Below are 24,655 nucleotides of genomic sequence, written 5' to 3'. Positions count from 1 at the left end.
CTCGTCCCCGGGTCCGCGAATCAGCACCATAGCGCTTGCGCGAATCGGCGTGAAGAATCAATCAGCGCAAAAATAAAGCCGGGCGAAAGTCAATCGCCCGGCCTCAATATCTAGTGGTAATTTCCGCTGTGGTTAATAGCGGTAGTGTTCCGGCTTGAACGGTCCCTGCGGGGTCACGCCGATATAGGCGGCCTGTTCGCCGGACAGTTCGGTAAGCCGGGCGCCGAGCTTGTCGAGATGCAGGCGCGCGACCTTTTCATCGAGATGCTTCGGCAGGACATAGACCTGGTTCTGATACTGGCCGGGCTTGCTGTACAGCTCGATCTGGGCCAGCACCTGGTTGGTGAACGACGCCGACATGACGAAGCTCGGGTGGCCGGTGGCGTTGCCGAGATTGAGCAGGCGGCCTTCCGACAAAAGGATCATCCGCTTGCCGTCCGGGAAGGTGATCATGTCGACCTGCGGCTTGATGTTGGTCCACTTCAGATTGCGCAGCGACGCCACCTGGATCTCGTTGTCGAAGTGGCCGATATTGCCGACGATCACCATGTCCTTCATCGCCCGCATATGGTCGATGGTGACGACATCCTTGTTGCCGGTGGTGGTGATGATGATGTCGGCGGTCGGGGCGGCATCTTCGAGGGTGACGACTTCGAAGCCGTCCATTGCCGCCTGCAATGCGCAGATCGGATCGACCTCGGTGACCTTGACGCGGGCGCCGGCGCCCTTGAGCGACGCCGAAGAGCCCTTGCCGACGTCGCCATAGCCGCAGACGACCGCAACCTTGCCGGCCATCATCGTGTCGGTGCCGCGGCGAATGCCGTCGACCAGCGATTCCTTGCAGCCATATTTATTGTCGAATTTCGACTTGGTCACGCTATCGTTGACGTTGATCGCCGGGAACGGCAGCAGGCCCTTCTTCTGCAACTGATAGAGCCGGTTGACGCCGGTGGTAGTCTCTTCGGTGACGCCGCGGATCGCTTCCTTCTGCTTGGCGAAGAAACCGGGCGATGCCGCCATCCGCTTCTTGATCTGGGCAAACAGGATTTCTTCCTCCTCGCTGCCCGGATTGGAGAGCACATCCTCGCCGGCTTCGGCGCGCGCGCCGATCAGGATGTACATGGTGGCATCGCCGCCATCGTCGAGGATCATGTTGGAAGTGCCGCCATCGGCCCACTGGAATATCTTGTCGGTGTAGACCCAGTAGTCCTCGAGCGACTCGCCCTTGACCGCGAAGACCGGAATGCCGGCCTCGGCGATGGCCGCGGCCGCATGGTCCTGGGTCGAGAAGATGTTGCAGGAGGCCCAGCGGATCTCGGCGCCGAGCGCCTTCAGCGTTTCGATCAGCACCGCCGTCTGGATGGTCATGTGCAGCGAGCCGGTGATGCGCGCGCCCTTGAGCGGCTGCGCCTCGCCAAATTCTTCGCGGCAGGCCATCAGGCCCGGCATTTCGGTTTCGGCGATCTCGATCTCCTTGCGGCCCCAGCCGGCAAGCGAGATGTCGGCGACCACATAGTCATTGCTACCCGTCATGGCAGTGCTCCGATCAAGAATTGTCTTCGGGATGCGCCCGCGCCGGAAGGCGTGTCGAAGGGCGCGAGTTGCCGGCCTGACTAGCAGATCGTCGGTCGGACGACAATGGGATATAAAGAAATCTTTATCCGTGCATGTCCTCAGAGGCGCGCCGGCGCGAAATCGGGTTCAGCCGCGACGCGCTCCAGGCGTCAGGACTCTTCGCCGAAGCGGGAGGCGACCAGTTGCTCCAGCGCGTCGATCACCTGCTCGGCCTCCGGGCCGCTGGCGGTGACGCGGATCGAATAGCCGGGGCTTGCCGCCAGCATCATGAGGCCCATGATCGAGGTGCCACCAACCGTGACGCCGTCCTTCTCGACCTGGACGGAGGCGTCGAAGCCGCTGGCAACCTGAACGAATTTTGCCGAGGCGCGGGCATGCAGGCCACGCTGGTTGACGATTGGAAATTCCCGGACGATGTCACCCTTGTTGGCCGACAGCGCGCTCATTTGCTGCTCAGAAGCTGGCTGGCGACATTGATGTATTTGCGGCCGGCCGCCTGCGCCTCGTCCAGCGCTGCGCTCATATTGTCGCCCTTGCGAATGCTGGACAGCTTGATCAGCATCGGCAGGTTCATGCCGGCAATGACCTCGGTACGACCGGATTCCATCACCGAAATTGCAAGATTGGAAGGCGTGCCGCCGAACATGTCTGTCAAGACGATGACGCCCGCTCCCGTGTCGACACGGGCAACGGCATCGATGATGTCGCTGCGGCGCTGCTCCATATCGTCATCGGCGCCGATCGCGACGGTCTCGAAACTGTCTTGTGGCCCGACGACATGTTCCACGGCATGGCGGAATTCGGCGGCCAGTTGACCGTGCGTTACAAGCACGAGTCCGATCATTCTTTGGTGGCTCCCGTCATCGCCGCTTCACAGGCGTTTCATGCTCGCCGGCCTTTTCAGGCGGCGGGAGCGCTATCTTGTCGACGCGAGGCGCGTTGACAAGCCCAAAATTGCACAGGCGCAGGCCATTTTGACGCATTGCAGCAACAATTCGAAATCGCATCATACGAAAGGCGCAATTGGCAGCCGCGCCATCACGGCCGGCAGGGCCGCCGGAACATTGCGTTCGGCAAGATCAATACGTGGCACCGGACAGCCCGCGATGAACTCGCTGGCATCTTCCTGGAAGCGGTCCATTTCGCTTGCCGGGACCAGCCGGACGCAAAGGTCGATGACGCCGCCGGGCTCGAACGACAATGGCCGCGGGCCGAATCCGGGCACCTCGGCGAGGCCGGCGATGGGAGCGGGCACCCGGCAGACCAGCCGCCCCGCGTGATCGGCCGCGAGGAGCCTGTCGTCACCGATCAGCCGCGAAAACAATCCACGTTGGCGGCAATGATCGATGAGGGCGAACGCCAGCGTCGTCTTGCCCGACCCGGACGGTCCCGTGATGAGGACACCACGCTCGCCGATCAGGATCGCCGTGCCGTGAATGTTCTCAGCCTTCACAGTCGGCTCAGGCATGATTCTTGTCCGGAAACCGGTCGCCACTTTTCGGGATCATGCTTTTTGGTTCACGCATGATCTTGTCCGAAAACCGGTTCCCACTTTTCGGGATCATGCGTCAGCCTTCCGCCGGCAGTGTCACGACGAAACGCGCGCCCTTGATCTCGCCGGGTTTGGTGCCCGGGATGTTCTCGGCGGTCAGCGTGCCGCCATGGGCTTCGACGATCTGCCTGCTGATCGACAGGCCAAGACCCGAGTTCTGGCCGAACGCCTCGCCGGCCGGCCGGTCGGTGTAGAAGCGCTCGAAGATGCGGTCGATGTTGTCGGCCCTTATACCGGGACCATTGTCGTCGACGGTGATGATGTTGACCTTACCGGCGCGCGCCAGCGATATGGCGATGTGGCCGCGCTCCTCAGGAACGAAGGAGCGGGCATTCTCGATCAGGTTGGTGATGACCTGGCCGATCCTCAGATCATGGCCGGCGACGAAATAGCCTTTGACGCCCTGCGGCAGTTTGGCGACCTTGAACTCGATGTCGACCGTCTTCTTGTTGCGCGTGGCCGTGCGCGAAACGTCGACCAGATCGGTGATGAATTTCTTGAGATCCACGGTTCCTGCGTCTTCGCGCGCGAGCTCGGCGTCAAGACGGGAGGCATCGGAAATGTCGGTGATGAGACGGTCCAGCCGCCGGACGTCGTGCTGGATGATCTCCATCAGCCGGGCGCGCGACGCCTCGTTCTTGGCCAGAGGCAGGGTCTCTACCGCGCTGCGCAGCGAGGTCAGCGGGTTCTTCAATTCGTGCGATACGTCGGCGGCGAAACTTTCGATCGCCTCGATGCGGGCGTAGAGCGCATTGGTCATGTCGCGCACGGCGATCGACAGATTGCCGATCTCGTCCTGCCGGTCGGAGAAGTCCGGGATTTCCTCGCGATTCTTGACGCCGCGCCGCACCCTGACCGCCGCCGCCGACAGCCGGCGCAGCGGGTTGGCGATGGTCGAAGCAAGCAGCATCGACAGGATGGCGGTGACAAGGGCGGCGATGCCGAAGACGCGCAGGATCGCCTTGCGCTCGGCCGCGACGATCTTGTCGATGTCGCCGCCTTCCGTCGACAGCATCAGCACGCCGAGGACGGCGCGGAAGCGCTGGATCGGCACGGCGACCGAAACAATCTGCTCGCCCTGTTCGGAGATCCGCACGATGGTCGACGGGCTGCCGGTAAGCGCCTTGACCACCTCCGGAAATGCAGCGCCGTTGCCGCCCGGCTGCTCATGGTAGACCGGCAGCGCGGTGTTGCGGAAGAAGTCGAAGACGAATTTCTGGATTCGCTCGAGAAGATCGGGCTCTTCCTTGTCGGTCGGCGGCAGATCGTAGCGAAGAATCTGGCCGCGCGAATAGAGGTGGCGCGAATCGAGCAGCAGATTGGCGTCGCGGTCATAGATCCGGGCGCGCGTCCGCGTCGGCGAAATCAAGCGCCTGAGCACCGGCGCGACGCGCTCCGGATTGATCGGAAAGTCCAGATTGTCGAGTTGATCGGAGCCGGGGCCCAGGCTTTCGCCGGCCTGCAGTTCAAGCAGCTTTTCCGGATCGATGCTGATCGAATCGGTCTCGACCGTCGCCGATGCGGCGATCGCGCCGGCGATGATCTCGCCCTGGGTCATCAGGCTCTCGACGCGGGCATCGATCAGCCCGTCGCGAAACGTGTTGAGGTAGAGAATGCCGGTGACCAGGACGGCCAGGCCGGCGAGGTTGAGGAAGAGAATGCGCCGCGTCAGGCTGGAAAAGATATGGTGGCCGAGGAAGCGGCGCATCGGCACCGTGATCCTCGACAGGAATGCGGGCAGAATCCGCGACGGGCGCCGGGCGCCCGTCCGTCTCACTCGCTCTACGTCCACTGCCATCGAATAGCAGCCCCCGCTTAGTAATTAGTGAGTAGGCAGTAGGGAATAGAAAAATGGTTGGCTGAGGTCGCGGCGATGCTGAGTGGCCGTTCGCACCATTCAAAACTGACTACCGACTATTCCCTACTGCCTATTGCCTATTTACGCTTCGCGAAACCGATATCCGACTCCGTAAAGGGTTTCGATCATCTCGAAGTCATCATCGACGGCCTTGAACTTCTTGCGAAGCCGCTTGATGTGACTGTCGATGGTGCGGTCATCGACATAGACCTGCTCGTCATAGGCCGAATCCATCAGCGCATCACGGCTTTTTACCACACCGGGGCGTTGGGCCAGAGAATGCAGGATCAGGAATTCGGTGACGGTAAGCGTCACCGGCTCGCCTTTCCAGGTACAAGTGTGGCGCTCCTGGTCCATGACAAGCTGGCCGCGCTCAAGCGAACGGGCCTGCTGGTTGGGCGTCTTGGCCGACGCCTCGCGGGCGCTGGCACGGCGCAGCACGGCGCGAACCCGCTCGACCAGAAGACGCTGCGAGAAGGGTTTGCGGATAAAGTCGTCGGCGCCCATCTTGAGGCCGAAAAGCTCATCGATCTCGTCGTCCTTGGACGTCAGGAAGATCACCGGCAGGTCGGATTTCTGGCGCATCCGGCGCAGAAGCTCCATGCCGTCCATGCGCGGCATCTTGATGTCGAGGATGGCGAGATTCGGCGGGCGCGCCGCCAGGCCTTCCAGCGCCGACGCCCCATCCGTATAGGTTTCGACGCGATACCCCTCCGATTCGAGGGCGATCGACACCGAAGTCAGAATGTTGCGGTCGTCGTCGACAAGCGCGATTGTTGCCATTTCAAGTGGCTCCCTCATGAGCTGTCCCTTCTTTGGTCGAGAAGGGGCTTTTGCAGGACAAATTAGGTACAAAATGTGGCACAGGCTTCGTCCGCTGTCACGAGCGGCATGCCGGCGGCCACAATCTCACCTCAACATGGATTGGACCGATACAGACCGCCAATCCTTTGGGCACCCGCCTGATTTTTCGCACATATAAACGATTTAAACAACTTTCAAAATATTTAAATCGATTAAATATTTGATATCATTTGGCTTTTCTGGTTCTGACCGTTACAGTCTCCATCGTTGGGGGCTCCGGAAGTTCGCCGGCCAGGATGCTGCAATCGAAGAAGGAACCCCTCATGTCGGAAGCCGGCAAACGCAATCCCGCATGGGCGATCGACCGGATCGGCCTGAAAACCACCGGCGCGGTGCGCTATAATTTCGGCGAGGCCGTCCTTTACGAGGAAGCGATCCGCCGCGGCGAGGCCCGGCTCACCGCGCATGGCGCGCTGGTCGCCGAGACCGGGCAGCACACCGGCCGCTCGCCCAAGGACAAATTCGTCGTCCGCGACGAGACCACCGGGCCGCATGTATGGTGGGACAACAACAAGGCGATTTCGCCGGCCCAGTTCGATACGCTGCTCGCCGATTTTCGCGCCCATGCGGCGGACAAGGATCTTTATGTGCAGGACCTGGTCGGCGGCGCCGATGAGGACTTGAAGCTGACGACCCGGGTCGTCACGGAGCTTGCCTGGCACTCCTTGTTCATCCGCAATCTGCTGATTCGCCCGCAAGCCGCCGAGCTCGAGAATTTCGTGCCCGAGTTGACGATCATCGACCTGCCGTCGTTTCGGGCCGATCCCGTCCGCCACGGCACCCGATCCGGAACCGTGATCGCCGTCGATCTGACGCGCATGATCGTGCTGATCGGCGGCACCTCCTATGCCGGCGAAATGAAAAAATCGGTGTTCACCGTGCTCAACTATCAGTTGCCGGCGAAGGGCGTGATGCCGATGCATTGCTCGGCCAATGAAGGCGCCGGCGGAGACGCGGCCATCTTCTTCGGCCTCTCTGGAACCGGCAAGACGACGCTGTCGGCCGATCCGTCGCGCACGCTGGTCGGCGACGACGAGCACGGCTGGGGTCCGCATGGCATCTTCAACTTCGAAGGCGGCTGCTATGCCAAGACGATAAAGCTCTCGGCCGAAGCCGAGCCGGAGATCTTCGCCACCACCCAGCGCTTCGGCACGGTGCTGGAGAATGTGGTGCTCGACGCCGGCCGCGTGCCGGATTTCAACGACGGCAATCTCACTGAAAACACGCGCTGCGCCTATCCGCTCCACTTCATCCCCAACGCCAGCAAGACAGGCCGCGCCAGTCACCCGAAAAACATCATCATGCTGACCGCCGACGCATTCGGCGTGATGCCGCCGATCGCCCGGCTGACCCCGGCGCAGGCGATGTATCATTTCCTCTCCGGCTACACCGCCAAGGTGGCAGGGACCGAAAAGGGCGTCACTGAACCCGAAGCGACGTTTTCGACCTGTTTCGGCGCACCGTTCATGCCGCGCCATCCGTCGGAATACGGCAATCTGCTGCGCGAGCTGATCGCCCATCACGGTGTTGATTGCTGGCTGGTCAACACCGGCTGGACCGGCGGCGCCTACGGCACCGGCAAGCGGATGCCGATCAAGGCGACGCGGGCGCTGCTCGCCGCAGCGCTCGACGGCTCGCTGAAAGGGGCCGATTACCGGACCGACGCCAATTTTGGTTTCGAGGTGCCGGTGGCGGTCGCGGGCGTCGACCGTGCCATTCTCGACCCAAGATCGACATGGGCCGATACCTCAGCCTATGACCTGCAGGCGGCAAGGCTGGTCGGCATGTTCGCCGTCAATTTCGAAAAATTCGAACCGCATGTCGACGCCATCGTGCTCGGCGCCGCGCCGCGCATGCGCGAAGCCGCGGAATAGTCGCCGCTGCGTCTCGAGGCGCCGGACCGGGGTCGGGAACGCCCGACCCGGGACCGGGATCGGGAAGGCCCGACCCGGGACCGGGATCGGGAAGGCCCAACCCGGGGGAAGGTCCGATCCGGGGATCGGGCCTTTTCTTTTTTCGTTCGCCGCGCCATGACTGCGGCATGAATGCCGACGACAAGATCATCATTGCCGACGATGCGGTGATCCATCCGGATGACCTGCACGAGGACTTCATCCGCTCGTCCGGCCCCGGCGGCCAGAACGTCAACAAGGTGGCGACGGCGGTGCAATTGCGCTTCGATGCGGCGAATGCGCCGGGCCTGTCGGAGCGCGTCCGCGAGCGAACCATAAGGCTGGCCGGCCAGCGCGCCACCAAGGACGGCGTTATCGTCATCGAGGCCGGACGCTTCCGCACGCAAGAGCAGAACCGGGCGGACGCCCGGGCGCGGCTTGCGGAACTGGTCGCCAGGGCCGCCGAACCGCCGCCGCCGCCGCGCAAGAAGACGAGGCCGTCGAAAGGCGCGGTCGAAAGGCGGCTGAAGACCAAGGCTGGGCGCGGCACGATCAAGAAGCTGCGCGGTCGGGTGGACGACGATTGACGCGCGTCCACCCGGACGCACAAGGCGCGCGCTCTGGCAGCCACGCATCGTGCTTTTCCAAAAATCGATTCCGAGTTCTGGGCCGATGCGGGAGGCGCGACATCGATCGCGGTCGAGACCGCTTCCAATTCGAGGTTGCAGGTGGCAAGTTCGGTATTCGTCACAGCAAGGAGACCGCAGATGGGCATGTTTGATTTCGTCAAGGGCGTCGGCAAGAAGCTCGGCTTCGGCGACGATGAGCCGGAGCCGACCGCCGATACGCTGAAGAAGGAACTCGATTCGCACGCGCTCGGCACCGACAATGTGGAAGTCGACGTCAAGGGCGACACGGCTGTGCTGAAAGGCGTGGTCAAGGACCAGTCGATCTTCGAAAAAGCCATCATCGCCGTCGGCAACACGCTCGGCGTGTCCAAGGTGCAGGCGGATGAATTGCAGGTCGCCGCACCCGAGGCCGGCACGCCTGCAGCCCCGGCCAAGCAACCGACCTTCTACACGGTCAAGAAAGGCGACAATCTCTGGAAGATCGCCGAAAAGAGCTATGGCAAGGGCAAGGGTGCGAAGAACACGGTCATTTTCGAGGCCAACAAGCCGATGCTGACCGACCCGGACAAGATCTATCCGGGGCAGGTTCTGCGCATCCCGGATCTCGATCAGGCCTGACCAGATCGAGCCAGATCGGCAACAATGGCGGCGGCTTTCGGGTCGCCGTTTTCGTATGATGGTGGCATTCTGGTCGTTTGCAGACCAACGGATCAAACGACCATGCTCGTTCTGCCCAAAGGCGTCCGCCACATGCCCCTCTATCTGTCCCGCGCGGTGCAGGAAGCGCTGGTCGAGGATGTGAGGCAGGTCGTGCAGGAAGCGCCGCTGTTCGTGCCGGCGATGCCGCGCACCGGCAAGGAGATGAGCGTGCGCATGACGAATTGCGGTTCGCTTGGCTGGGTCACCGACAAGGAGCACGGCTATCGCTACCAGCCGACGCACCCGGTGACCGGGACGCCCTGGCCGCCGATCCCGGACGTGCTGCTGGAGCTGTGGCGCGAGGTGTCTGCCTATCCCCATCCGCCGGAGGCTTGCCTGGTCAATTTCTATTCGCCCGACGCGAAGATGGGCCTTCATCAGGACCGCGACGAGATCGATTTCTCCGCGCCGGTCGTCTCCGTTTCACTGGGCGACGATTGCCTGTTCAGGGTCGGCCAGAGCACGCGCGAAGGCGGCACCAAATCGTTCAGGCTGAAAAGCGGCGACGTCGTCGTGCTTGGCGGCGAAGGGCGCCTCTGTTTCCACGGCGTCGACCGTATCTATCCGTCAACCTCGGCACTGCTCAGGAATGGCGGCCGGATCAATCTGACGCTGCGGCGGGTGACCTATCCTGGCTAATGCTGTCGCGCAAAAGCGCGGACTTTCAAGTCGAGCCGTATCGCCGCTCATCACTTTTTTCAGGCATCGGATTTTCCCAAAACCGGCACCCGCTTCGTGTCACGGCCGAGGCCCGCGACTGAGCGACCGGAAAAGATCCAGCGTTCGAGAACGACGAAGTTGACCACGGGAAGGAGAATACAGGTGAGCAGGATCGGAATCGCGACCGGCAAGGCCGAGCTGCCCGCCGTTAACCGCTTCGTTACAGCTTCCTGAGCGCTACTTCCTCGACCAGATGATTGGCGCCCTTGCGCAGGATGAGATCGGCGCGGGCTCGCGTCGGCAGAATGTTCTCGCGCAGATTTTTCAGGTTGATGTTGGCCCACAGGCCTTCGGCGATGGCGCGGGCCGCTGCTTGCGAAAGTTGCGAATAGCGGTGGAAGAAGGAGTCCGGATCGCGGAAGGCGGTCTCGCGCAGCCGCATGAAGCGGGCGATGTACCATTGATGGATCAGCTCCTCCTCGGCATCGATATAGATGGCGAAGTCGAAGAAATCCGACAGGAAAGGCACGATCTTGCCGTCCTTTGGCAGCTTGCCCGGCTGCAGGACGTTGATGCCTTCGAAGATCAATATGTCCGGCCGGTCGATGGTCTGGAACGCGCCGGGAACGACGTCGTAGGTCAGGTGCGAATAGACTGGCGCGCGGACATTGCGCTGCCCCGATTTGATGCCCGACAGGAAACGCAGCAGGGCGCCGACATCGTAGCTATCGGGAAAGCCCTTGCGCTCCATCAAATTGTTGCGGCGCAGGATTTCGTTGGGAAGCAGGAAGCCGTCGGTGGTGATCAGATCGACCTTGGGGCTCGACGGCCAGCGCGCCAGCAATTCCTTGAGGACGCGCGCCGTGGTCGATTTGCCGACCGCGACGGAGCCGGCAATGCCGATGATGAAGGGCGTCTTGACGACATCCACCGCGTTGAAGAAGGCCTGGCGCTGCCTGAACAGCAGTTGGCTAGCCTCGACATGGGCCGACAACAGCCGAGATAGCGAAAGATAGATGCGCTTGACCTCTTCGAGGTCGACCGGGTCGTTGAGCGAACGCAGGCGACGGATCTCGTCCTCGCCGAGCGTCATCGGCGTATCGGCGCGGAACTGCGACCATTCTTCCGCCGAGAAAAAACGGAAGGGCGAATATTTCTCGGTGGGGGCGAGCTGGTCCATCGAGTTTCCTGCCCTCCGCAGCGATCAGCCCCGGTCCTGCCGAGACGCCTTTTCGGCGATGCCCGAACGACCGGTGCGGCGCTCGAGTTCGGTCAGGACATCGGCAAGCGGAACGCCGGCGACACCCAGAACGACGAGCCAATGATAGATGAGATCGGCGCTTTCCGAAACGAGGGCTTGCCTGTCACCGCCAACGGCCGCGATCACCGTTTCGACCGCCTCTTCGCCGAGCTTCTGCGCCGCCTTGTCGATGCCGCGCGCGAACAGCTTTGCCGTCCACGAATCCGGATCGCCGGAATGCGCGCGTTCCCTGATGATTGTCTCCAGATCGGAGAGCGAAAACTCAGCCATGGCGCTATCTATCTGCTTGTTTAAGCATGATCTTTTCCGAAACCGGTTCCCCCTTTTGGCTGGCGCGCGGACCTTCGGTTCGGGATCATGCTTTAGAGCCGATCCCCTGACGAGTCCAGTCGCATCGGCAGGCCGGCTCGGGCCATGTGCGACTTGGCTTCGGCAATGCTGTACGTGCCGAAATGGAAAATCGATGCCGCCAGCACCGCGCCGGCATGGCCGTCGCGAATGCCCTCGACCAGGTGATCGAGCGTGCCGACGCCGCCTGAGGCGATGACCGGCGCACGCACCGCGTCGGCGACCGCGCGGGTGAGCGCGATGTCGTAGCCGGCCTTGGTGCCGTCGCGGTCCATCGACGTCAGCAGAATCTCGCCGGCGCCGCGATCGACCATCTGCTGAGCGAATTCGACCGCGTCGATGCCGGTCTTCTCGCGGCCGCCATGGGTGAAAATCTCCCAGCGGTCGGCCTCGCCTTCGCCTGACACTATCTTGGCATCGATGGCGACGACGATGCACTGGTTGCCGAACTTGTCGGCCGCCTCGGCGATGAAATCGGGATTCCTCACTGCCGCCGTGTTGATCGACACTTTGTCGGCGCCGGCCAAAAGCAGCTTTCTTATGTCGGCGACCTGGCGCACGCCGCCGCCGACGGTCAGCGGCATGAAGCATTGCTCGGCGGTGCGGGCGACGATGTCGAAGATGGTCTCGCGATTTTCGGACGAGGCGGTGATGTCGAGGAAACAGAGCTCGTCGGCGCCGGCGGCATCATAGGCCTTGGCCGCTTCGACCGGATCGCCGGCATCGATCAGGTCGACGAAATTGACGCCTTTGACGACGCGGCCGTTCTTGACGTCGAGACAGGGGATGACGCGGGCTTTCAGCATCAGATCCTCGCATGCGCGGCAAGAAAATCGCCAAGCAATTGCCCAACGACAGGCGGAACCTCGCCTTTGGCGTCAAAGGCAGGATCATAGGCGGACAGGGTGATGCCGACGATCGGGATCGACTTGGCCAGCCCGCAAACCAGTTGCCGCAGCTGCTCCGGATTTGGACCTCCCGGTAGCGCATAGCGGTTCACTTGCAGCACATCCGGATCGTGAACATCCAGATCAAGATGCAAATGCACTTGGGCCGCGCCGGCCGCCTTGAGCTTTCCGACATTGTCGAGTGCATCGGTCCACTGGGCGCGAATGATCGGCAACGTATCGAGAAGCCGCCTTTCATCTGGATCGAGGTCGCGCGCGTCGACCAGCATGCACCGCGACGGGTCGATCGCCTGGAAGCCGGGAATCGCTGACGTCATCGGCCGCCAGCAGAGCCCCAGCGTCGTCGCCAGCGCCATGCCGTCGAGAAAGCCGTAGGCGGACGTCTCGGGCGTGTTGAGATCGCCATGCTGATCGATCCAGATGATCGAATCAGCGGCGTCGCCAGCCACCGCACCGGCGGCGGTCAGGCAATTTCCGGCGAGCACGATGGGAAAACGCTCATCGTCGCGCGCCATGTCGACCTTGTTGGCGACTGCCCGACAAACCGCGAAACCTGTCGCGATTTCGCGTCTCTGGGCATCGCCGACCTCGCCGATGTCCTCGACGATGACATCATGGCCGCGCAGGGCAAGTTCGTCGACAAGGCCGCCGGCAATGATGGCGTCGGGGCCCTGGCCAAAGCCGGCATGGTAAAGGCCGCTGTCATAGGGTGCGAGGATGATCGAGAGTTTCATCGCGCCCTCGCCTTCTCCGGTCCGGCCGCCAGGATCGCCAATGCCTCGGCCGGGTCGATACGTCCGTCATAAAGTGCACGCCCTGAGATGGCGCCTTCGAGCTTTTGCGCATCGGGCATCGTCATGCGCACGATGTCGGCGATCGAGGCCAGCCCGCCGGAGGCGATGACCGGGATGGACACGGCGTCGGCAAGATCGATGGTGGCGTCCCAGTTGATGCCGGTCAGCACACCGTCGCGGTCGATGTCGGTGTAGACGATGGCGGCAACGCCGGCGCCCTCGAACTTCTTCGCCAGTTCGATGACGCCGAGACTAGAGGCCTCGGCCCAGCCCTCGACCGCCACCTTGCCGCCTTTGGCGTCGATGCCAACGGCGATCTTGCCCGGGAATGCCTTGCAGGCCTGCCTGACCAGATCCGGATCGCGCACCGCCACCGTGCCGAGAATGATGCGGGCCAGGCCGCGATCGAGCCAGTCCTCGACCTGCGCCAGGGTGCGGATGCCGCCGCCGAGCTGCACCGGGTTCTTCGTTGCCTTGAGAATGGTGCCGACCGCCGCGCCGTTGACGCTCTGGCCCTTGAAGGCGCCGTTGAGGTCGACGACATGCAGCCATTCAAAGCCTTGTTGTTCGAAAGCCCTGGCCTGCGCGGCCGGGTCGTCATTGTAAATCGTCGCGGTCGCCATATCGCCGTGCTTCAGGCGCACGCACTTGCCGTCCTTGAGGTCGATGGCCGGGAACAGGATCACCGTTCAGGCGCCTTCAACAATGACGAAGTGACCGGTCGAGGCGGCAAGCCTGTACTTCAATGCCTCCCGGTATTCAGGCGATTCGTAGCATTCTATCGCCTTGTCGTAGGACTCGAACTCGACCAGGACGTGGCGGTTGCCTGTCGGCCCTTCCGGGTTCGCATAACGCCCCGCCCGCACGGGAAACTTCGCGCCATATTTCGCAAAAGCCGCCGCGTTCGCCTCGATATACTGCTTGTAGCCCTCGGGATCGCGGACATCGACCATCGCCATCCAGTAGCCTTTCTTGCTCATTTCTTAGGGCCTCCAGCGCAGGAAATTGGTGATCAGCGCCAGGCCAAGCGCCTGGCTCTTTTCGGGATGAAACTGCGTGCCGGCGAGATTGTCGCTGGTAACAGCAGCTGTAACCGGACCACCATAGTCGGCAATCGCCAGCACCTCGTCCGGCTTCTGCGCGTCGAGATGGTAGGAATGAACGAAATAGGCGTGCAGCCCCTTGCTGCCTGTCGGAATGCCGGAAAACAGCGGATGCTTGCGCGTGGGCTCGATCGTGTTCCAGCCGATCTGCGGGATTTTTAGCGCGGGATCGGCCGGGGTGATCTCCTTGACGTCGCCGGCGATCCAGCCAAAGCCTTTTGTGACAGTCTTTTCCAGGCCCCGCTCCGACATCAGCTGCATGCCGACGCAGATGCCGAGGAACGGCCGCCGCTTGACGATCGCGACCTCCTCGACCGCTTCCCACATGCCGGCCACGGCGCGCAGCCCGGCCGCGCAATCGGCATAGGCGCCGACGCCGGGCAGGACGATGCGGTCGGCGGTTCTGACACGCTCGGCATCGGCGGTCAGGTCGATGGCGGCGGCGATGCCGGCCTCGTGCGCGGCGCGCTCGAAGGCCTTGGTGGCCGAGCGCAAATTGCCCGAGCCATAATCGATGATCGCGACCCGCATGTCAGGGTCTTCCCGGCGTGTGCGTCAGTCCGAGCACCAAGCCTGTCTGTGCCGGCCGGGCATGGGCAGCGTCGGGAACGATGCGCGGCACCGGCGCTGGCTCATCCGCACGCGCTTCGGCTTCCAGCACATAGCGTGTATCGGCATCGTCGAGCCTGTCGGCCTCGACGACGCCCCATTCGTGCCAGCCACGACGGCGCAGCGCGGCGATCCGCAACGCCTGCCCTTCCAGCCCGACATAGAGCGATACCAGCAGCGACAGCAGCGGGCCGGCCAGCCCAAGGCTCAGCCCTTCGGCAAGCATCGAAAGCAGAGCCATGCCGACAAACGCCAGTGCTGCCTCGATCCACAACCGGTGCCAGAGCAGCCACAGCGGCGGCACGAGGAAGCCAAGCCAGGAAAACCCATCACGGACAAAGGCCGTTGTGTCAGGCTTTTCGCCGCGGCCCGGCGGTTCCATCACGACATAGACGGCCATGGCCTATCCCTTCAGAGATCCCTTGGTGGAAGGAACCGCGTCAGGCTGGCGCGGGTCGCTTTCAAGCGCGAAACGCAGCGCACGCGCCACCGCCTTGAAGCAGGTCTCGGCGATGTGGTGATTGTTGGCGCCGTAGTGGTTGGTGACATGCAGCGTGATGCCGGCATTTTGCGCCAGGGCCTGGAAGAATTCGCGCACCAGTTCGGTGTCGAACGTGCCGATCTTCGGCGACGAGAACACAACGTTCCAGACAAGGAAAGGACGGCCGGAAACGTCGATCGCCGCGCGCGTCAGCGTCTCGTCCATGGCGAGATCGATCGAGGCATAGCGCATGATGCCGCGCCGCTCGCCCAGTGCCTTGGCCAGCGCCTGACCGAGCGCGATGCCGGTGTCCTCGACCGTGTGGTGGTCGTCTATGTGGAGGTCGCCCTTGGCCTTGACCGTCATGTCGATCAACGAATGGCGCGACAGCTGGTCCAGCATGTGGTCGAAGAAGCCGACGCCCGTCGAAATATCGGATTTTCCCGAGCCGTCGACCTGGACCGATACGGAGATGTCGGTTTCCCTGGTCTTGCGGCTTGCGTTGGCGGAACGGGGCGGCATGCTCATCCTTGTCCAGAGTTCAGGCGTTCAAGCGTCCACATGCTTGAAAGCGTCCACATGCTTGAAAACGAGAGCCTTCTAGCAGCATGATCCGGTGATTGCCAGTTGCCGTGCCAAGCAGTATCGAGCCTGGCCGATGACCGGTTGGCAATCGTCGGACCTATGCATACATAGGGTCGATCAAGTCACTCGTAATGCGCCAATCGCCTTGTCGGGACCGGTGCTGATCGGAGCAGAGATGTCGAACGAACTGACCATGCACGCCACGACGATCCTGACCGTGCGCAGGGGCGGCAAGGTGGTGATCGCCGGTGATGGCCAGGTCAGCCTTGGCCAGACGATCATGAAAGGCAACGCCAAGAAGGTGCGCCGAATCGGCAAAAGCGGCAATGTCATTGCCGGTTTCGCCGGCGCCACCGCTGACGCCTTCACGCTTCTGGAGCGGCTGGAGGCCAAGCTCGAACAATATCCGGAGCAATTGACGCGGGCCTGCGTCGAACTCGCCAAGGACTGGCGCACCGACCGCTATCTGCGCCGGCTGGAAGCGATGATGCTGGTTGCCGACAAGTCGGTCTCGCTGGCGCTGACCGGCACCGGCGACGTGCTCGAACCCGAACATGGCGTCATGGCGATCGGCTCGGGCGGCAATTATGCGCTGGCCGCGGCGCGCGCGCTGATGGACACCGACAAGGATGCCGAAGAAATCGCCCGCAAGGCGATGCAGATCGCATCCGACATTTGCGTCTACACCAACAACAATTTTGTCATCGAAATCCTCGATGCCGGCTGAGCCGGCCGCTGGCCATGATCCCGAAAAGTGGAAACCGGTTTTTGCTTCGCTGACCTTCGGTTCGCAGGAGATCATGGCCAAACGAGAAAATAGATATGATTTTCGACCGGTGACCGAGGCGGACCTGCCGATGATCGCGGCATGGCTGGCCGAGCCGCATGTCGCCGAGTGGTGGGACGATCCCGAGACGGAGATCGCCCAGATCCGCGAGCATATCGACAGCATTTCCGTCGAGCCGCTGATCATCGAGCTCGACGGCGAGCCGATCGGCTACATGCAGAGCTACGATCCGCATCTGGAGGACGGCCACCCCTACAGCGACCAGCCTTTCGGCACGCTCGGCATCGATCTGTCGATCGGCAGGCCCGAGCTTGTCGGACGCGGCCACGGCTCGGCAATTGTCCGGCAGTTCGTGGAACAGCTGTTCGAGGAAGGGGCACCGCGTGTCATCATCGACCCGGATCCATCCAACGGACGAGCGATCCGTGCCTATCAAAAGGCCGGGTTCAGAGCTATCGATCGCAGGCAATCGGAATATGGCGACGCCTTGCTGATGGCAATTGACGCCGAAGAGGGCGACGCCCAAGAGGGCAATATCGAATAGGGTGACGCCGAATAAGGCGCCGAAGAGGGGCAGTAACAGCATGAGTACAAGCGGCGCCGACAAGACCGTCTCGGCCTATGAAGACAGCTGGCGGATGGGACTTCTGCTCGTCCTCGGCCTGATCATATTCCAGGCTGGAGCCCTTTACGGCATGGGCCGAACGCCGATCTGCGAATGCGGCTATGTCAAGCTGTGGCACGGCATCGTGCAGAGCTCGGAGAATTCCCAGCATATTTCCGACTGGTACACATTCTCGCACCTCATCCACGGCTTCCTGTTCTATGCGCTGGCGTGGGCTCTGTTCCCGCGCTCGCCGATCGGGCTCAGGCTGGCATTTGCGGTCGTCATCGAGGGCGGCTGGGAGCTTCTCGAGAACAGCCCGTTGATCATCGAGCGCTACCGCGCCGGCACGATCTCGCTCGACTATTACGGCGACAGCATCGTCAATTCGGTGGCGGACACGCTGGCGATGGTGCTGGGATTTGTGATGGCGCGCAGGCTTCCTATATGGGTGATCGTGACCCTCGCTCTCATCTTCGAATTCGGTGTCGGCTACATCATCAGGGACAATCTGACACTCAACGTGATCATGCTGCTGCATCCGTTCGAGTCCATCCGGCAGTGGCAAAGTGGAATTTAGCGACATGACCACATTCTCGCCCCGCGAAATCGTTTCGGAACTCGATCGCTTCATCATCGGCCAGAAGGACGCCAAGCGCGCCGTGGCCATCGCCTTGCGCAACCGCTGGCGCCGCCAACAGCTCGAAGGCCAGATGCGTGAAGAGGTGATGCCGAAGAACATCCTGATGATCGGCCCAACCGGCGTCGGCAAGACCGAGATCTCGCGCCGCCTGGCGCGCCTTGCCGGTGCGCCGTTCGTCAAGGTCGAGGCGACCAAGTTCACCGAGGTCGGCTATGTCGGCCGCGACGTCGAGCAGATCATCCGCGACCTGGTCGAGATCGCCATCGGCCTGGTGCGCGAGAAGATGCGCGAGGACGTCAAGGCGCGCGCCCATATCAATGCCGAGGAACGCGTGCTGGAGGCGCTCGTCGGCAAGACGGCGAGCCCGGCGACGCGCGACAGTTTCCGCAAAAAGCTGCGCGACGGCGAGCTCGACGACAAGGAGATCGAGATCGAAGTGAGCGATACCGGCACCGGCGGCATGCCCGGCTTCGAGATCCCCGGCATGCCGGGCGCCAATATCGGCGTGCTGAACATCAACGACATGCTGTCGAAAGCGATGGGCGGTCAGAAGACCAAGACCCGCAAGACGACGGTGAAGGAATCCTACGCGGTGCTGGTCGGCGACGAGTCCGACAAGCTGCTCGACCAGGACGAGGTGGTGCGCAGGGCGCTCGAATCGACCGAAAACGACGGCATCGTCTTCCTCGATGAGATCGACAAGATCGCCTCGCGCGAAGGCGGCATGGGCGCCGGTGTTTCCCGCGAAGGCGTGCAGCGCGACCTGCTGCCGCTTGTCGAAGGCACCACGGTCGCGACCAAATACGGACCGGTGAAGACGGATCACATCCTGTTCATCGCATCGGGCGCGTTCCACGTTGCCAAGCCATCCGATCTGCTGCCCGAACTGCAGGGCCGTCTGCCGATCCGCGTCGAGCTGCGTGCGCTGGAGAAGGACGATTTCGTCCGCATCCTGACCGAGACCGAGGCCAGCCTGATCAAGCAGTACATCGCGCTGATGAAGACCGAGGGCGTCGATCTCGTCTTCACCGACGACGCCATCGATTCACTGGCCGGCATCGCCGTCGATCTCAACGCCAGCGTCGAGAACATTGGCGCCAGGCGACTGCAGACGGTGATGGAGCGGGTGCTGGACGAGATCTCCTATGACGCGCCGGACCGCCACGGCACGTCGGTGACAGTCGACGCCGCCTATGTGGAGAAGCATGTCGGCGATCTGTCGAGAAACACGGATCTGTCGCGATTCATTCTGTAGCAGGCGATCCATCCGCAAGAGTCGGACCGGCGGAGCCGGCACGTGTTGCCAAATGGAAGCATCTGGCCAGCTTTTGTCTTGCCGGGCGACGGGGCTCTCGACTCCCGTTGCCGCTTTACCTAGTTTGCCGGCAACACCAGCGCCGCGCAGCTTTTTGGATGCGCAAAGGACGCTGTACAGTTGGTTCTGCGCATGACCCCCGAAAATCGGTTCCGAGGGTCATGCGTTGTTGCAGGCGGCGGCGCATGAAAAAAACGATCCTCGTCACTCTCGGGCTGACGCTGGCGACAGCCATGTTCGCCGCCGAAGCGGCGACGATGGTGCCGCCGGGCAACAGTCATGTCGAGCAGCCCAACATACCGGGCGCCTCAAGCCGGCGCACCCAGGCCACCAACACCACCTTCCAGTCGAAATACCGCAAGGTCTATGCGCTGCTGCAGCACGACGCCGGTCTTCGCGGCAAGATCGAGCAGGCAGCAGCGACCTATGGCATCGATCCTATGCATATCGTCGGCGCCATCGTCGGCGAGCACACCTACAATGTCGACGCCTACGACCGGCTGCAGACCTACTACGTCAAGGCGATCTCCTATCTGTCGAGCAAGCTGTCCTTCGCCTATGAAGGCGAGGACATCACCGATTTCGTGCAACGGCCGCAATTCCAGGAATGCGTCGGCAAATCGGATAGTTACGAGCTCTGGGAATGCCGCGAGCAGGTGTGGAACCTTTCCTTTCGCGGCAAGACCGTCGGCGGTGAGAGCTTCCCCGACGACCGCTTCGGCGCGACTTTCTTCCAGCCCTATTATGCCGGCCAGACTTTTGGCCTGGGCCAGCTCAATCCGCTGACCGCCTTGCAGATGAGCGATCTCGTGCACCAGGTTTCCGGCCTGCCGAAGCTCGACGTCGGCGATCCGAACGCGGTCTACAAGACCATCATGGATCCGGACCTGACCTTGGACTATGTCGCGGCGACGATCCGGAAATCGATCGATGCCTATCAGAGCATTGCCGGCTTCGACATATCGGGCAATCCCGGCATCACATCGACCCTCTACAATGTCGGCAATCCTGAGCAGCGCGCCCATGCGCTGAAGGCCGAAAACGACAGGCGCCGCGCCGCGGGCGAACCGGAGAAGCTGCCCGAGGAAAATTACTATGGCTGGCTGGTCAACGACAAACTGCCGGAGCTGAACGCGCTGTTTCAGGAGTGATGAGATCTGGACTTCGAGCTGAAACCGAAGTCGCCCATTCGGCGTTTGCGCTGCCGGCTTTCGACAATCGGCCCGCACCGGGCTCACGCCGCCAGCAGCGACTTCAGCTTGATCGTTTGCGAACCGAGCGCCTCGGGAGCCGGCTTTGCCCTTCTTGCGATCAGCATCTCGGCCAGCCTGATGTCGCGGGCGACAGAATTGCCCGGACCGATGCCGCTCGCTGCGACCAGCCTGCCGTCTTGCGCCAGGTGGAACAGGATGAAGGCGCCATCGTCGAGATCGCGGCGCACGACCTTGCTGCCCTCGTCCGACAGCCCAGATATCTGCAAGGTCAGGCCGTACTGATCCGACCAGAACCATGGCACAGCCGCGTGGGCCTCACCGGCGCCAAGCATGTTACTGGCCGCCAGCGCGCCCTGCTCCTGCGCGTTGCGCCAGGCCTCCAGCCGCACGCGCCGGCCGCCATAGACGGCAAGCGGAAACGAGCAGCAATCGCCGGCGGCAAAGATATCCGGATCGCTGGTGCGAAGCTCGGCATCGACGGCTATGCCGTTGTCGATCGTCAGGCCCGCTTCTGCGGCTAGTCCGGTCACCGGCACAGCGCCGATGCCGATCACCGCCAGGTCGGCGACGATGTCCTGCCCGCCGGCAAGCGCGATGCTCACCTCGGCGCCGTCGTCGGCAATCGCGGCGATTGCGTCGCCGCACAGGATTTTGACGCCTTCGGCTTCATGCGCCTCGTGGACGATCTTGGCGATCTCGGCCGGCACGCCGCGCATCAGGATGCGCGGCTGCGCCTCGATGACGGTGACAACTGCGCCCAGTCTGCGTGCGGCGGCGGCGAGCTCAAGACCGATGAAGCCGCCGCCAATGATGGCGATGCGGTTTCCGGCGCGGAGATGGGCTCGAATTGCCAGCGCGTCGTTGAAGGTCCGGAGATAGGCACAACGCGGCCCGAGGCCCGGCATTGGCAGTCTGCGCGGCAGGGAACCGGTCGCCAGCAGCAATTTGTCGTATGGCAGCGCCGAGCCGTCCGACAGGCGCACGACATGAGCAGCGCGGTCGATCGCCACCGCCTGAACCGAATGGATATGCCTTATCGATCTCTCGGCCAGGATCTCATCGCTGGCGATCGCCTTGATCACCGGCGCATCGCCGGCCATCGCGTCCTTCGACAGCGGCGGCCGCTCATAGGGCAGATGCGGCTCGTCGCCGACCAGCGTCACCGGGCCATCATAGCCGAGATCGCGCAGCGCCAGGGCAGCCCGCCCGCCGCATTCGCCGGCGCCGATGATGAGCGTTCCTTTCGCCATCACCGTCACCCGATCTGAATGAGGATTTTGCCGGCGTCGAGTTTGACCGGATAGGTCCTGAGATTGACGCAGACCGGCGCGCCCCTGGCTGCACCAGTCTTGTAGTTGAAGCGGCCATTGTGCTTCGGGCATTCTATGATGTCGTCCAACACCAGCCCGTCGGCCAGATGCACCTTCTCATGCGTGCAAAGGCCGTCCGTCGCGAAATATTCGTCGTCGGGACTGCGATAGATGGCGAAGGTGCGGCCGTCATGGTCGAACCGCATCACGTCCTCTTCGTCGATGTCATCGGCACCACAGGCCTCGATCCAGTCGCTCATTGGTCCTCCCGGCAGAATTTTGCTTGATCAACGTGCCCCGGCACAGGCGCGCATATCATTCGGCTGCTGCCGCGACAGCATCGTTATCGTTGTGGAATTCCTCGCGATAAGGCTTGGCGGTCGGCGGCAGTTCGCGCTTGAGAAAATAGTCTTCATTGCGCAGCTGGCGCAGGAAGGCAGGCACCATCTCGCGATAGCCGGCCAGGATCGATGGCGTCGGCGCCGGCAGGTCGTGCTTGATCAGCTCATGCAGCCTCGGCAGCGCGTGATAGGGCACCATCGGGAACATGTGGTGCTCGACATGGTAGTTCATGTTCCAGTAGATGAAGCGGCTGATCGGGTTCATGTGGACCGTGCGGCTGTTGAGGCGGTGGTCGATGACATTTTCGGCGAGGCCGCCATGCTGCAGCAGGCCGGTCATGACGTGATGCCAGGCGCCGTAAAGCCTGGGCAGACCGACCAGCATCAAGGGCAGGAACGAGCCGCCATAAAGCGCCAGCGCGATTGTCGCGGCATAGATCGCGGTCCAGATGCGGGCAATGCGGATCGCCTTCGGCTGCTCCTGCTCGGGAATGAAGGTCTTTTCCGCCGGGCTGATGATGCCGGCCGCATTGCGCACCATGTCGCTCATGGCATGCCAGGCATCGACAATGCCGAAGAAATTGAGCGCGACGCGCAACAGGTCCGGCGGGCGCATCACCGCGATCTCCGGATCGCGGCCGACGATGACCGTGTCAGTGTGATGCCGCGTATGGCTCCAGCGCCAGGTCACCGGGTTGCGCATGATCATGAAGCAGGCGATCTGATAGACCGCATCATTCATCCACTGCGTCCTGAAGGCGGTGCCGTGGCCGCATTCGTGCCAGCGTGAATCGGTGGAAGAGCCGTAGAGCACGCCATAGACGAAGAAGAACGGCACGCACCACCATGTGCCCCAGAACCAGGCGCCGCCGGCGCCGCTCAGGACCAGGGCGGAGAGCCAGATGATGGTGTCGCGGATCGCCGGCCCATCGGAGCGCTGCATCAGCTCCTTCATCTGCTTGCGGGGCACGTCGGTATGATACCATTCGGCCGCCGCCAGCCCGGTCTCGACGGCGCGCTTCGCGTCGCGGCCGAGCAGGCTGTAGTCTCGCCGGGACGGCATTGCGGATAGTGTCGCTTCCATTGAGGCTGCCTCCGTCGGCATCCGTCGGAACGGGTGCCTCTGCCACAGGTGCTTATGCCCTAAAATAACGCCAAGCCGTGATAGGCTCAACATCATGAAGATAGTTTCTATCATTTCCCATCAGAATGATGTATAGCCTATGCCAGGCAATCAGGCAGGAAGCGTATGGCAAAACGGCCGACCATCACCGATCTGGCGCGTATTTCGGGGGTCAGCGTCGCCACCGTCGATCGGGTGCTGAACAATCGCCTGCCGGTGCGCGAGGAAACCGCGCGCCGCGTCTATGAGGCCGCCACCAGCATCGGCTACCACGCCGCCGGGCTGATCAAGCAGCGGATGCGCCAGGAACTGCCGGAATACCGGCTCGGCTTTCTGCTGCTGAGGGGCAATGATGTTTTCTACAGCGATTTCGCCCGGGAGATCGAACTGGCTGTTTCGCAATCGCAGCGCTTCCGCGGCGTCGCCACCATCGATTTCGCCAGTTCGCTGGCCCCCGACGAGATCGCCGCGCAGATGCGCAAGCTGGCGGCGAAATCCAGGGCAGTCGCCCTTGTCGGTCCGGACCATCCGACGCTGACGGCAGCCGTCGAGACCCTGAAGGCGAGGGGGCAACCTGTCTTCTCCCTGCTATCCGACTTTGCAGCCGGCATCCGCGAGGGCTATGTCGGCCTCGACAACCGCAAGGTCGGTCGTACCGCGGCCTGGATGATCGCCAGAGCGGCGAGGAAGCCCGGCAAGGTCGCCCTTTTCGTCGGCAGCCATCGCTTCCATGGCCATGAGCTGCGCGAGATCGGCTTCAGATCATTTTTCCGCGAGCATGCGCCGGAATTCACGGTGATGGAGACGCTGGTCAACCTGGAAGCCAACCAGGTGACCCATGATGCAATGATCGATCTTCTGGCGCGGTACCCGGATCTGGCCGGCTGCTATGTCGCTGGCGGCGGCATGGAAGGCGCGGTTTCCGCGCTACGGGCGGCCAGCCCGGCAAACATGCCAGTGGTCGTCTGCAACGAGATCAACGCCGAATCGCGCGCGGCGCTCGCCGACAACATCCTGACCATGGTGATTTCGACGCCGCTGGCAGCACTATGCCGCGAACTTGTCGGGCTGATGGTGCATGCCATCGAGGCAGGCGCCGCCAATGCGCCGGGCCAGACCTTCCTGCCCTTCGACATCTATCTGCCGGAAAACATCTAGGCTCGGGCAGAACATCTGGGCTCAGCCAAGACATCCTGTTTAGATCGGGGCGTCGGCAGTGATGTGAACCATCAGCCTGATGGATTCTTGCAGAAGGTTTGCCGGCCCTCAGCCGCGTTGTCCGAAAAAACCGGCAGCCGCTTTCGGAATCTCCTTGACGCCCGCCAGTAGAATGGAATAAATATTTCACCAACTAGGTATTTTGGTTCTTTCGTTCCGGAACATCTGTTTCAACGGAGGGCTTGGCGTTCCAGCCAACGCGGAAATCGCCATCGGAAACGGAGAAGCAATCGGGAGAGATTCCCTGGGAGATCGGGGATTCCGGGTAGATCGGTGCAGCCG

At 62.5% G+C, this 24,655-nt stretch carries 29 protein-coding genes; 10 read left to right on the top strand and 19 right to left on the bottom strand.

What is annotated here, in order from left to right:
- Positions 1 to 132: 132 nt before the first annotated feature.
- The 6 genes from ahcY to BLT09_RS09795 all read right to left on the bottom strand — a co-directional run bounded on the left by ahcY (position 133) and on the right by BLT09_RS09795 (position 5,768).
- Positions 133 to 1,533, bottom strand: a complete 1,401-nt coding sequence (gene ahcY, locus BLT09_RS09820) for an adenosylhomocysteinase (protein WP_091592570.1) — start codon at positions 1,531 to 1,533, stop codon at positions 133 to 135.
- Between the two features lie 191 nt (positions 1,534 to 1,724).
- Positions 1,725 to 2,021 carry an HPr family phosphocarrier protein gene (locus BLT09_RS09815; RefSeq protein WP_023796904.1) on the bottom strand — a complete coding sequence of 99 codons (297 nt, stop codon included), beginning with the start codon at positions 2,019 to 2,021 and terminating at the stop codon, positions 1,725 to 1,727.
- The gene (locus BLT09_RS09810; RefSeq protein ID WP_027152037.1) at positions 2,018 to 2,419 is read right to left on the bottom strand and encodes a PTS sugar transporter subunit IIA; all 402 of its coding nucleotides are present in this window, start codon (positions 2,417 to 2,419) and stop codon (positions 2,018 to 2,020) included. Before BLT09_RS09810 ends, BLT09_RS09815 begins: the two co-directional genes overlap by 4 nt.
- A 162-nt stretch (positions 2,420 to 2,581) precedes the next feature.
- The gene (locus BLT09_RS09805) at positions 2,582 to 3,043 is read right to left on the bottom strand and encodes an HPr kinase/phosphorylase (RefSeq protein WP_091592568.1); all 462 of its coding nucleotides are present in this window, start codon (positions 3,041 to 3,043) and stop codon (positions 2,582 to 2,584) included.
- A gap of 100 nt (positions 3,044 to 3,143) precedes the next feature.
- Positions 3,144 to 4,925: a sensor histidine kinase gene (locus tag BLT09_RS09800; RefSeq protein WP_023796908.1), complete on the bottom strand. Its 1,782-nt coding sequence runs from the start codon at positions 4,923 to 4,925 to the stop codon at positions 3,144 to 3,146.
- A gap of 141 nt (positions 4,926 to 5,066) precedes the next feature.
- Entirely contained in the window at positions 5,067 to 5,768 is a 702-nt protein-coding gene (locus tag BLT09_RS09795; protein WP_023796909.1) for a response regulator transcription factor, read from the bottom strand.
- Between the two features lie 344 nt (positions 5,769 to 6,112).
- On the opposite strand from BLT09_RS09795, the gene BLT09_RS09790 reads away from it, so the two are divergent.
- From BLT09_RS09790 to BLT09_RS09775, 4 genes are all read left to right on the top strand, one after another.
- A complete protein-coding gene (locus BLT09_RS09790) occupies positions 6,113 to 7,723 on the top strand; it encodes a phosphoenolpyruvate carboxykinase (RefSeq protein ID WP_091592964.1) in 1,611 nt (536 codons plus the stop codon).
- 167 nt (positions 7,724 to 7,890) lie between these two features.
- Positions 7,891 to 8,328: an alternative ribosome rescue aminoacyl-tRNA hydrolase ArfB gene (gene arfB, locus BLT09_RS09785; protein ID WP_091592566.1), complete on the top strand. Its 438-nt coding sequence runs from the start codon at positions 7,891 to 7,893 to the stop codon at positions 8,326 to 8,328.
- Positions 8,329 to 8,508: 180 nt separating this feature from the next.
- Entirely contained in the window at positions 8,509 to 8,988 is a 480-nt protein-coding gene (lysM, locus tag BLT09_RS09780) for a peptidoglycan-binding protein LysM (protein WP_077375207.1), read from the top strand.
- Between the two features lie 102 nt (positions 8,989 to 9,090).
- Positions 9,091 to 9,708 (top strand): alpha-ketoglutarate-dependent dioxygenase AlkB, encoded by a 618-nt coding sequence (locus tag BLT09_RS09775; RefSeq protein WP_091592564.1) that lies wholly within the window; start codon positions 9,091 to 9,093, stop codon positions 9,706 to 9,708.
- Positions 9,709 to 9,767: 59 nt separating this feature from the next.
- Here the strand turns inward: BLT09_RS09775 and BLT09_RS34250 are convergent, their stop codons facing one another.
- From BLT09_RS34250 to hisB, 10 genes are all read right to left on the bottom strand, one after another.
- Positions 9,768 to 9,920 carry a hypothetical protein gene (locus BLT09_RS34250; protein WP_236473771.1) on the bottom strand — a complete coding sequence of 51 codons (153 nt, stop codon included), beginning with the start codon at positions 9,918 to 9,920 and terminating at the stop codon, positions 9,768 to 9,770.
- 29 nt (positions 9,921 to 9,949) lie between these two features.
- Positions 9,950 to 10,909 carry a type I pantothenate kinase gene (coaA, locus tag BLT09_RS09770; protein WP_091592562.1) on the bottom strand — a complete coding sequence of 320 codons (960 nt, stop codon included), beginning with the start codon at positions 10,907 to 10,909 and terminating at the stop codon, positions 9,950 to 9,952.
- Between the two features lie 24 nt (positions 10,910 to 10,933).
- On the bottom strand, positions 10,934 to 11,260 hold the full coding sequence (locus tag BLT09_RS09765) for a phosphoribosyl-ATP diphosphatase (protein WP_023796915.1): 327 nt from the start codon (positions 11,258 to 11,260) through the stop codon (positions 10,934 to 10,936).
- Positions 11,261 to 11,352: 92 nt separating this feature from the next.
- Positions 11,353 to 12,147, bottom strand: a complete 795-nt coding sequence (gene hisF, locus BLT09_RS09760; RefSeq protein ID WP_167366398.1) for an imidazole glycerol phosphate synthase subunit HisF — start codon at positions 12,145 to 12,147, stop codon at positions 11,353 to 11,355.
- Positions 12,144 to 12,980 carry an arginase family protein gene (locus BLT09_RS09755; protein WP_091592557.1) on the bottom strand — a complete coding sequence of 279 codons (837 nt, stop codon included), beginning with the start codon at positions 12,978 to 12,980 and terminating at the stop codon, positions 12,144 to 12,146. The genes hisF and BLT09_RS09755 overlap by 4 nt, the downstream gene beginning before the upstream one ends.
- On the bottom strand, positions 12,977 to 13,726 hold the full coding sequence (gene hisA / locus BLT09_RS09750; protein ID WP_091592555.1) for a 1-(5-phosphoribosyl)-5-[(5-phosphoribosylamino)methylideneamino]imidazole-4-carboxamide isomerase: 750 nt from the start codon (positions 13,724 to 13,726) through the stop codon (positions 12,977 to 12,979). The genes BLT09_RS09755 and hisA overlap by 4 nt, the downstream gene beginning before the upstream one ends.
- A 3-nt stretch (positions 13,727 to 13,729) precedes the next feature.
- Positions 13,730 to 14,020, bottom strand: coding sequence for a DUF1330 domain-containing protein (locus BLT09_RS09745; protein WP_023796919.1), 291 nt, complete (start codon positions 14,018 to 14,020; stop codon positions 13,730 to 13,732).
- A gap of 3 nt (positions 14,021 to 14,023) precedes the next feature.
- A complete protein-coding gene (gene hisH, locus BLT09_RS09740; RefSeq protein ID WP_091592553.1) occupies positions 14,024 to 14,674 on the bottom strand; it encodes an imidazole glycerol phosphate synthase subunit HisH in 651 nt (216 codons plus the stop codon).
- 1 nt (position 14,675) lies between these two features.
- Positions 14,676 to 15,152, bottom strand: a complete 477-nt coding sequence (locus BLT09_RS09735; protein WP_091592551.1) for a DUF2628 domain-containing protein — start codon at positions 15,150 to 15,152, stop codon at positions 14,676 to 14,678.
- A 3-nt stretch (positions 15,153 to 15,155) separates the two neighbouring features.
- Complete coding sequence (hisB, locus tag BLT09_RS09730; protein WP_091592962.1) at positions 15,156 to 15,755, bottom strand: imidazoleglycerol-phosphate dehydratase HisB; 600 nt, start codon at positions 15,753 to 15,755, stop codon at positions 15,156 to 15,158.
- Between the two features lie 238 nt (positions 15,756 to 15,993).
- Between hisB and hslV the strand changes: the two genes are divergently transcribed.
- The 5 genes from hslV to BLT09_RS09705 all read left to right on the top strand — a co-directional run bounded on the left by hslV (position 15,994) and on the right by BLT09_RS09705 (position 20,318).
- A complete protein-coding gene (gene hslV, locus BLT09_RS09725) occupies positions 15,994 to 16,545 on the top strand; it encodes an ATP-dependent protease subunit HslV (RefSeq protein WP_023796923.1) in 552 nt (183 codons plus the stop codon).
- 73 nt (positions 16,546 to 16,618) lie between these two features.
- Entirely contained in the window at positions 16,619 to 17,149 is a 531-nt protein-coding gene (locus BLT09_RS09720) for a GNAT family N-acetyltransferase (RefSeq protein ID WP_091592960.1), read from the top strand.
- A gap of 40 nt (positions 17,150 to 17,189) precedes the next feature.
- Positions 17,190 to 17,789, top strand: coding sequence for a DUF2585 domain-containing protein (locus BLT09_RS09715; RefSeq protein WP_091592958.1), 600 nt, complete (start codon positions 17,190 to 17,192; stop codon positions 17,787 to 17,789).
- Between the two features lie 4 nt (positions 17,790 to 17,793).
- The gene (gene hslU / locus BLT09_RS09710; protein ID WP_023796926.1) at positions 17,794 to 19,107 is read left to right on the top strand and encodes an ATP-dependent protease ATPase subunit HslU; all 1,314 of its coding nucleotides are present in this window, start codon (positions 17,794 to 17,796) and stop codon (positions 19,105 to 19,107) included.
- Positions 19,108 to 19,352: 245 nt separating this feature from the next.
- Positions 19,353 to 20,318, top strand: a complete 966-nt coding sequence (locus tag BLT09_RS09705; RefSeq protein WP_091592548.1) for a DUF1402 family protein — start codon at positions 19,353 to 19,355, stop codon at positions 20,316 to 20,318.
- 83 nt (positions 20,319 to 20,401) lie between these two features.
- Here the strand turns inward: BLT09_RS09705 and BLT09_RS09700 are convergent, their stop codons facing one another.
- From BLT09_RS09700 to BLT09_RS09690, 3 genes are read right to left on the bottom strand one after another with little or no spacing between them, the layout of a single operon-like run.
- Entirely contained in the window at positions 20,402 to 21,631 is a 1,230-nt protein-coding gene (locus BLT09_RS09700) for an NAD(P)/FAD-dependent oxidoreductase (protein WP_091592547.1), read from the bottom strand.
- A gap of 5 nt (positions 21,632 to 21,636) precedes the next feature.
- The gene (locus BLT09_RS09695) at positions 21,637 to 21,951 is read right to left on the bottom strand and encodes a MocE family 2Fe-2S type ferredoxin (protein WP_091592545.1); all 315 of its coding nucleotides are present in this window, start codon (positions 21,949 to 21,951) and stop codon (positions 21,637 to 21,639) included.
- Positions 21,952 to 22,006: 55 nt separating this feature from the next.
- Entirely contained in the window at positions 22,007 to 23,116 is a 1,110-nt protein-coding gene (locus tag BLT09_RS09690; RefSeq protein ID WP_091592543.1) for a fatty acid desaturase family protein, read from the bottom strand.
- Between the two features lie 165 nt (positions 23,117 to 23,281).
- On the opposite strand from BLT09_RS09690, the gene BLT09_RS09685 reads away from it, so the two are divergent.
- Complete coding sequence (locus BLT09_RS09685; protein ID WP_091592541.1) at positions 23,282 to 24,313, top strand: LacI family DNA-binding transcriptional regulator; 1,032 nt, start codon at positions 23,282 to 23,284, stop codon at positions 24,311 to 24,313.
- Positions 24,314 to 24,655 lie beyond the last annotated feature (342 nt).

The sequence above is a fragment of the Mesorhizobium muleiense genome, from assembly GCF_900099905.1.
Classification (GTDB): Bacteria; Pseudomonadota; Alphaproteobacteria; order Rhizobiales; family Rhizobiaceae; genus Mesorhizobium; species Mesorhizobium muleiense.
This window is presented reverse-complemented; position numbering and strand designations above follow the sequence as displayed.

Excerpts from the sequence above, each read along its gene's own strand:
- BLT09_RS09705 (WP_091592548.1), top strand. The coding sequence starts at position 19,353 with ATGAAAAAAACGATCCTCGTCACTCTCGGGCTGACGCTGGCGACAGCC.
- BLT09_RS09765 (WP_023796915.1), bottom strand. The coding sequence starts at position 11,260 with ATGGCTGAGTTTTCGCTCTCCGATCTGGAGACAATCATCAGGGAACGC.
- BLT09_RS09805 (WP_091592568.1), bottom strand. The coding sequence starts at position 3,043 with ATGCCTGAGCCGACTGTGAAGGCTGAGAACATTCACGGCACGGCGATC.
- hisH (WP_091592553.1), bottom strand. The coding sequence starts at position 14,674 with ATGCGGGTCGCGATCATCGATTATGGCTCGGGCAATTTGCGCTCGGCC.
- BLT09_RS09810 (WP_027152037.1), bottom strand. The coding sequence starts at position 2,419 with ATGATCGGACTCGTGCTTGTAACGCACGGTCAACTGGCCGCCGAATTC.
- hisB (WP_091592962.1), bottom strand. The coding sequence starts at position 15,755 with ATGCCGCCCCGTTCCGCCAACGCAAGCCGCAAGACCAGGGAAACCGAC.
- hslV (WP_023796923.1), top strand. The coding sequence starts at position 15,994 with ATGTCGAACGAACTGACCATGCACGCCACGACGATCCTGACCGTGCGC.
- BLT09_RS09720 (WP_091592960.1), top strand. The coding sequence starts at position 16,619 with ATGGCCAAACGAGAAAATAGATATGATTTTCGACCGGTGACCGAGGCG.
- BLT09_RS09735 (WP_091592551.1), bottom strand. The coding sequence starts at position 15,152 with ATGGCCGTCTATGTCGTGATGGAACCGCCGGGCCGCGGCGAAAAGCCT.
- BLT09_RS09700 (WP_091592547.1), bottom strand. The coding sequence starts at position 21,631 with ATGGCGAAAGGAACGCTCATCATCGGCGCCGGCGAATGCGGCGGGCGG.
- hslU (WP_023796926.1), top strand. The coding sequence starts at position 17,794 with ATGACCACATTCTCGCCCCGCGAAATCGTTTCGGAACTCGATCGCTTC.
- BLT09_RS09790 (WP_091592964.1), top strand. The coding sequence starts at position 6,113 with ATGTCGGAAGCCGGCAAACGCAATCCCGCATGGGCGATCGACCGGATC.
- BLT09_RS09800 (WP_023796908.1), bottom strand. The coding sequence starts at position 4,925 with ATGGCAGTGGACGTAGAGCGAGTGAGACGGACGGGCGCCCGGCGCCCG.
- arfB (WP_091592566.1), top strand. The coding sequence starts at position 7,891 with ATGAATGCCGACGACAAGATCATCATTGCCGACGATGCGGTGATCCAT.
- ahcY (WP_091592570.1), bottom strand. The coding sequence starts at position 1,533 with ATGACGGGTAGCAATGACTATGTGGTCGCCGACATCTCGCTTGCCGGC.
- BLT09_RS09795 (WP_023796909.1), bottom strand. The coding sequence starts at position 5,768 with ATGGCAACAATCGCGCTTGTCGACGACGACCGCAACATTCTGACTTCG.
- BLT09_RS09695 (WP_091592545.1), bottom strand. The coding sequence starts at position 21,951 with ATGAGCGACTGGATCGAGGCCTGTGGTGCCGATGACATCGACGAAGAG.
- BLT09_RS09815 (WP_023796904.1), bottom strand. The coding sequence starts at position 2,021 with ATGAGCGCGCTGTCGGCCAACAAGGGTGACATCGTCCGGGAATTTCCA.
- coaA (WP_091592562.1), bottom strand. The coding sequence starts at position 10,909 with ATGGACCAGCTCGCCCCCACCGAGAAATATTCGCCCTTCCGTTTTTTC.
- BLT09_RS09755 (WP_091592557.1), bottom strand. The coding sequence starts at position 12,980 with ATGAAACTCTCGATCATCCTCGCACCCTATGACAGCGGCCTTTACCAT.
- BLT09_RS09690 (WP_091592543.1), bottom strand. The coding sequence starts at position 23,116 with ATGGAAGCGACACTATCCGCAATGCCGTCCCGGCGAGACTACAGCCTG.
- BLT09_RS09715 (WP_091592958.1), top strand. The coding sequence starts at position 17,190 with ATGAGTACAAGCGGCGCCGACAAGACCGTCTCGGCCTATGAAGACAGC.
- BLT09_RS09745 (WP_023796919.1), bottom strand. The coding sequence starts at position 14,020 with ATGAGCAAGAAAGGCTACTGGATGGCGATGGTCGATGTCCGCGATCCC.
- BLT09_RS09775 (WP_091592564.1), top strand. The coding sequence starts at position 9,091 with ATGCTCGTTCTGCCCAAAGGCGTCCGCCACATGCCCCTCTATCTGTCC.
- BLT09_RS09685 (WP_091592541.1), top strand. The coding sequence starts at position 23,282 with ATGGCAAAACGGCCGACCATCACCGATCTGGCGCGTATTTCGGGGGTC.
- lysM (WP_077375207.1), top strand. The coding sequence starts at position 8,509 with ATGGGCATGTTTGATTTCGTCAAGGGCGTCGGCAAGAAGCTCGGCTTC.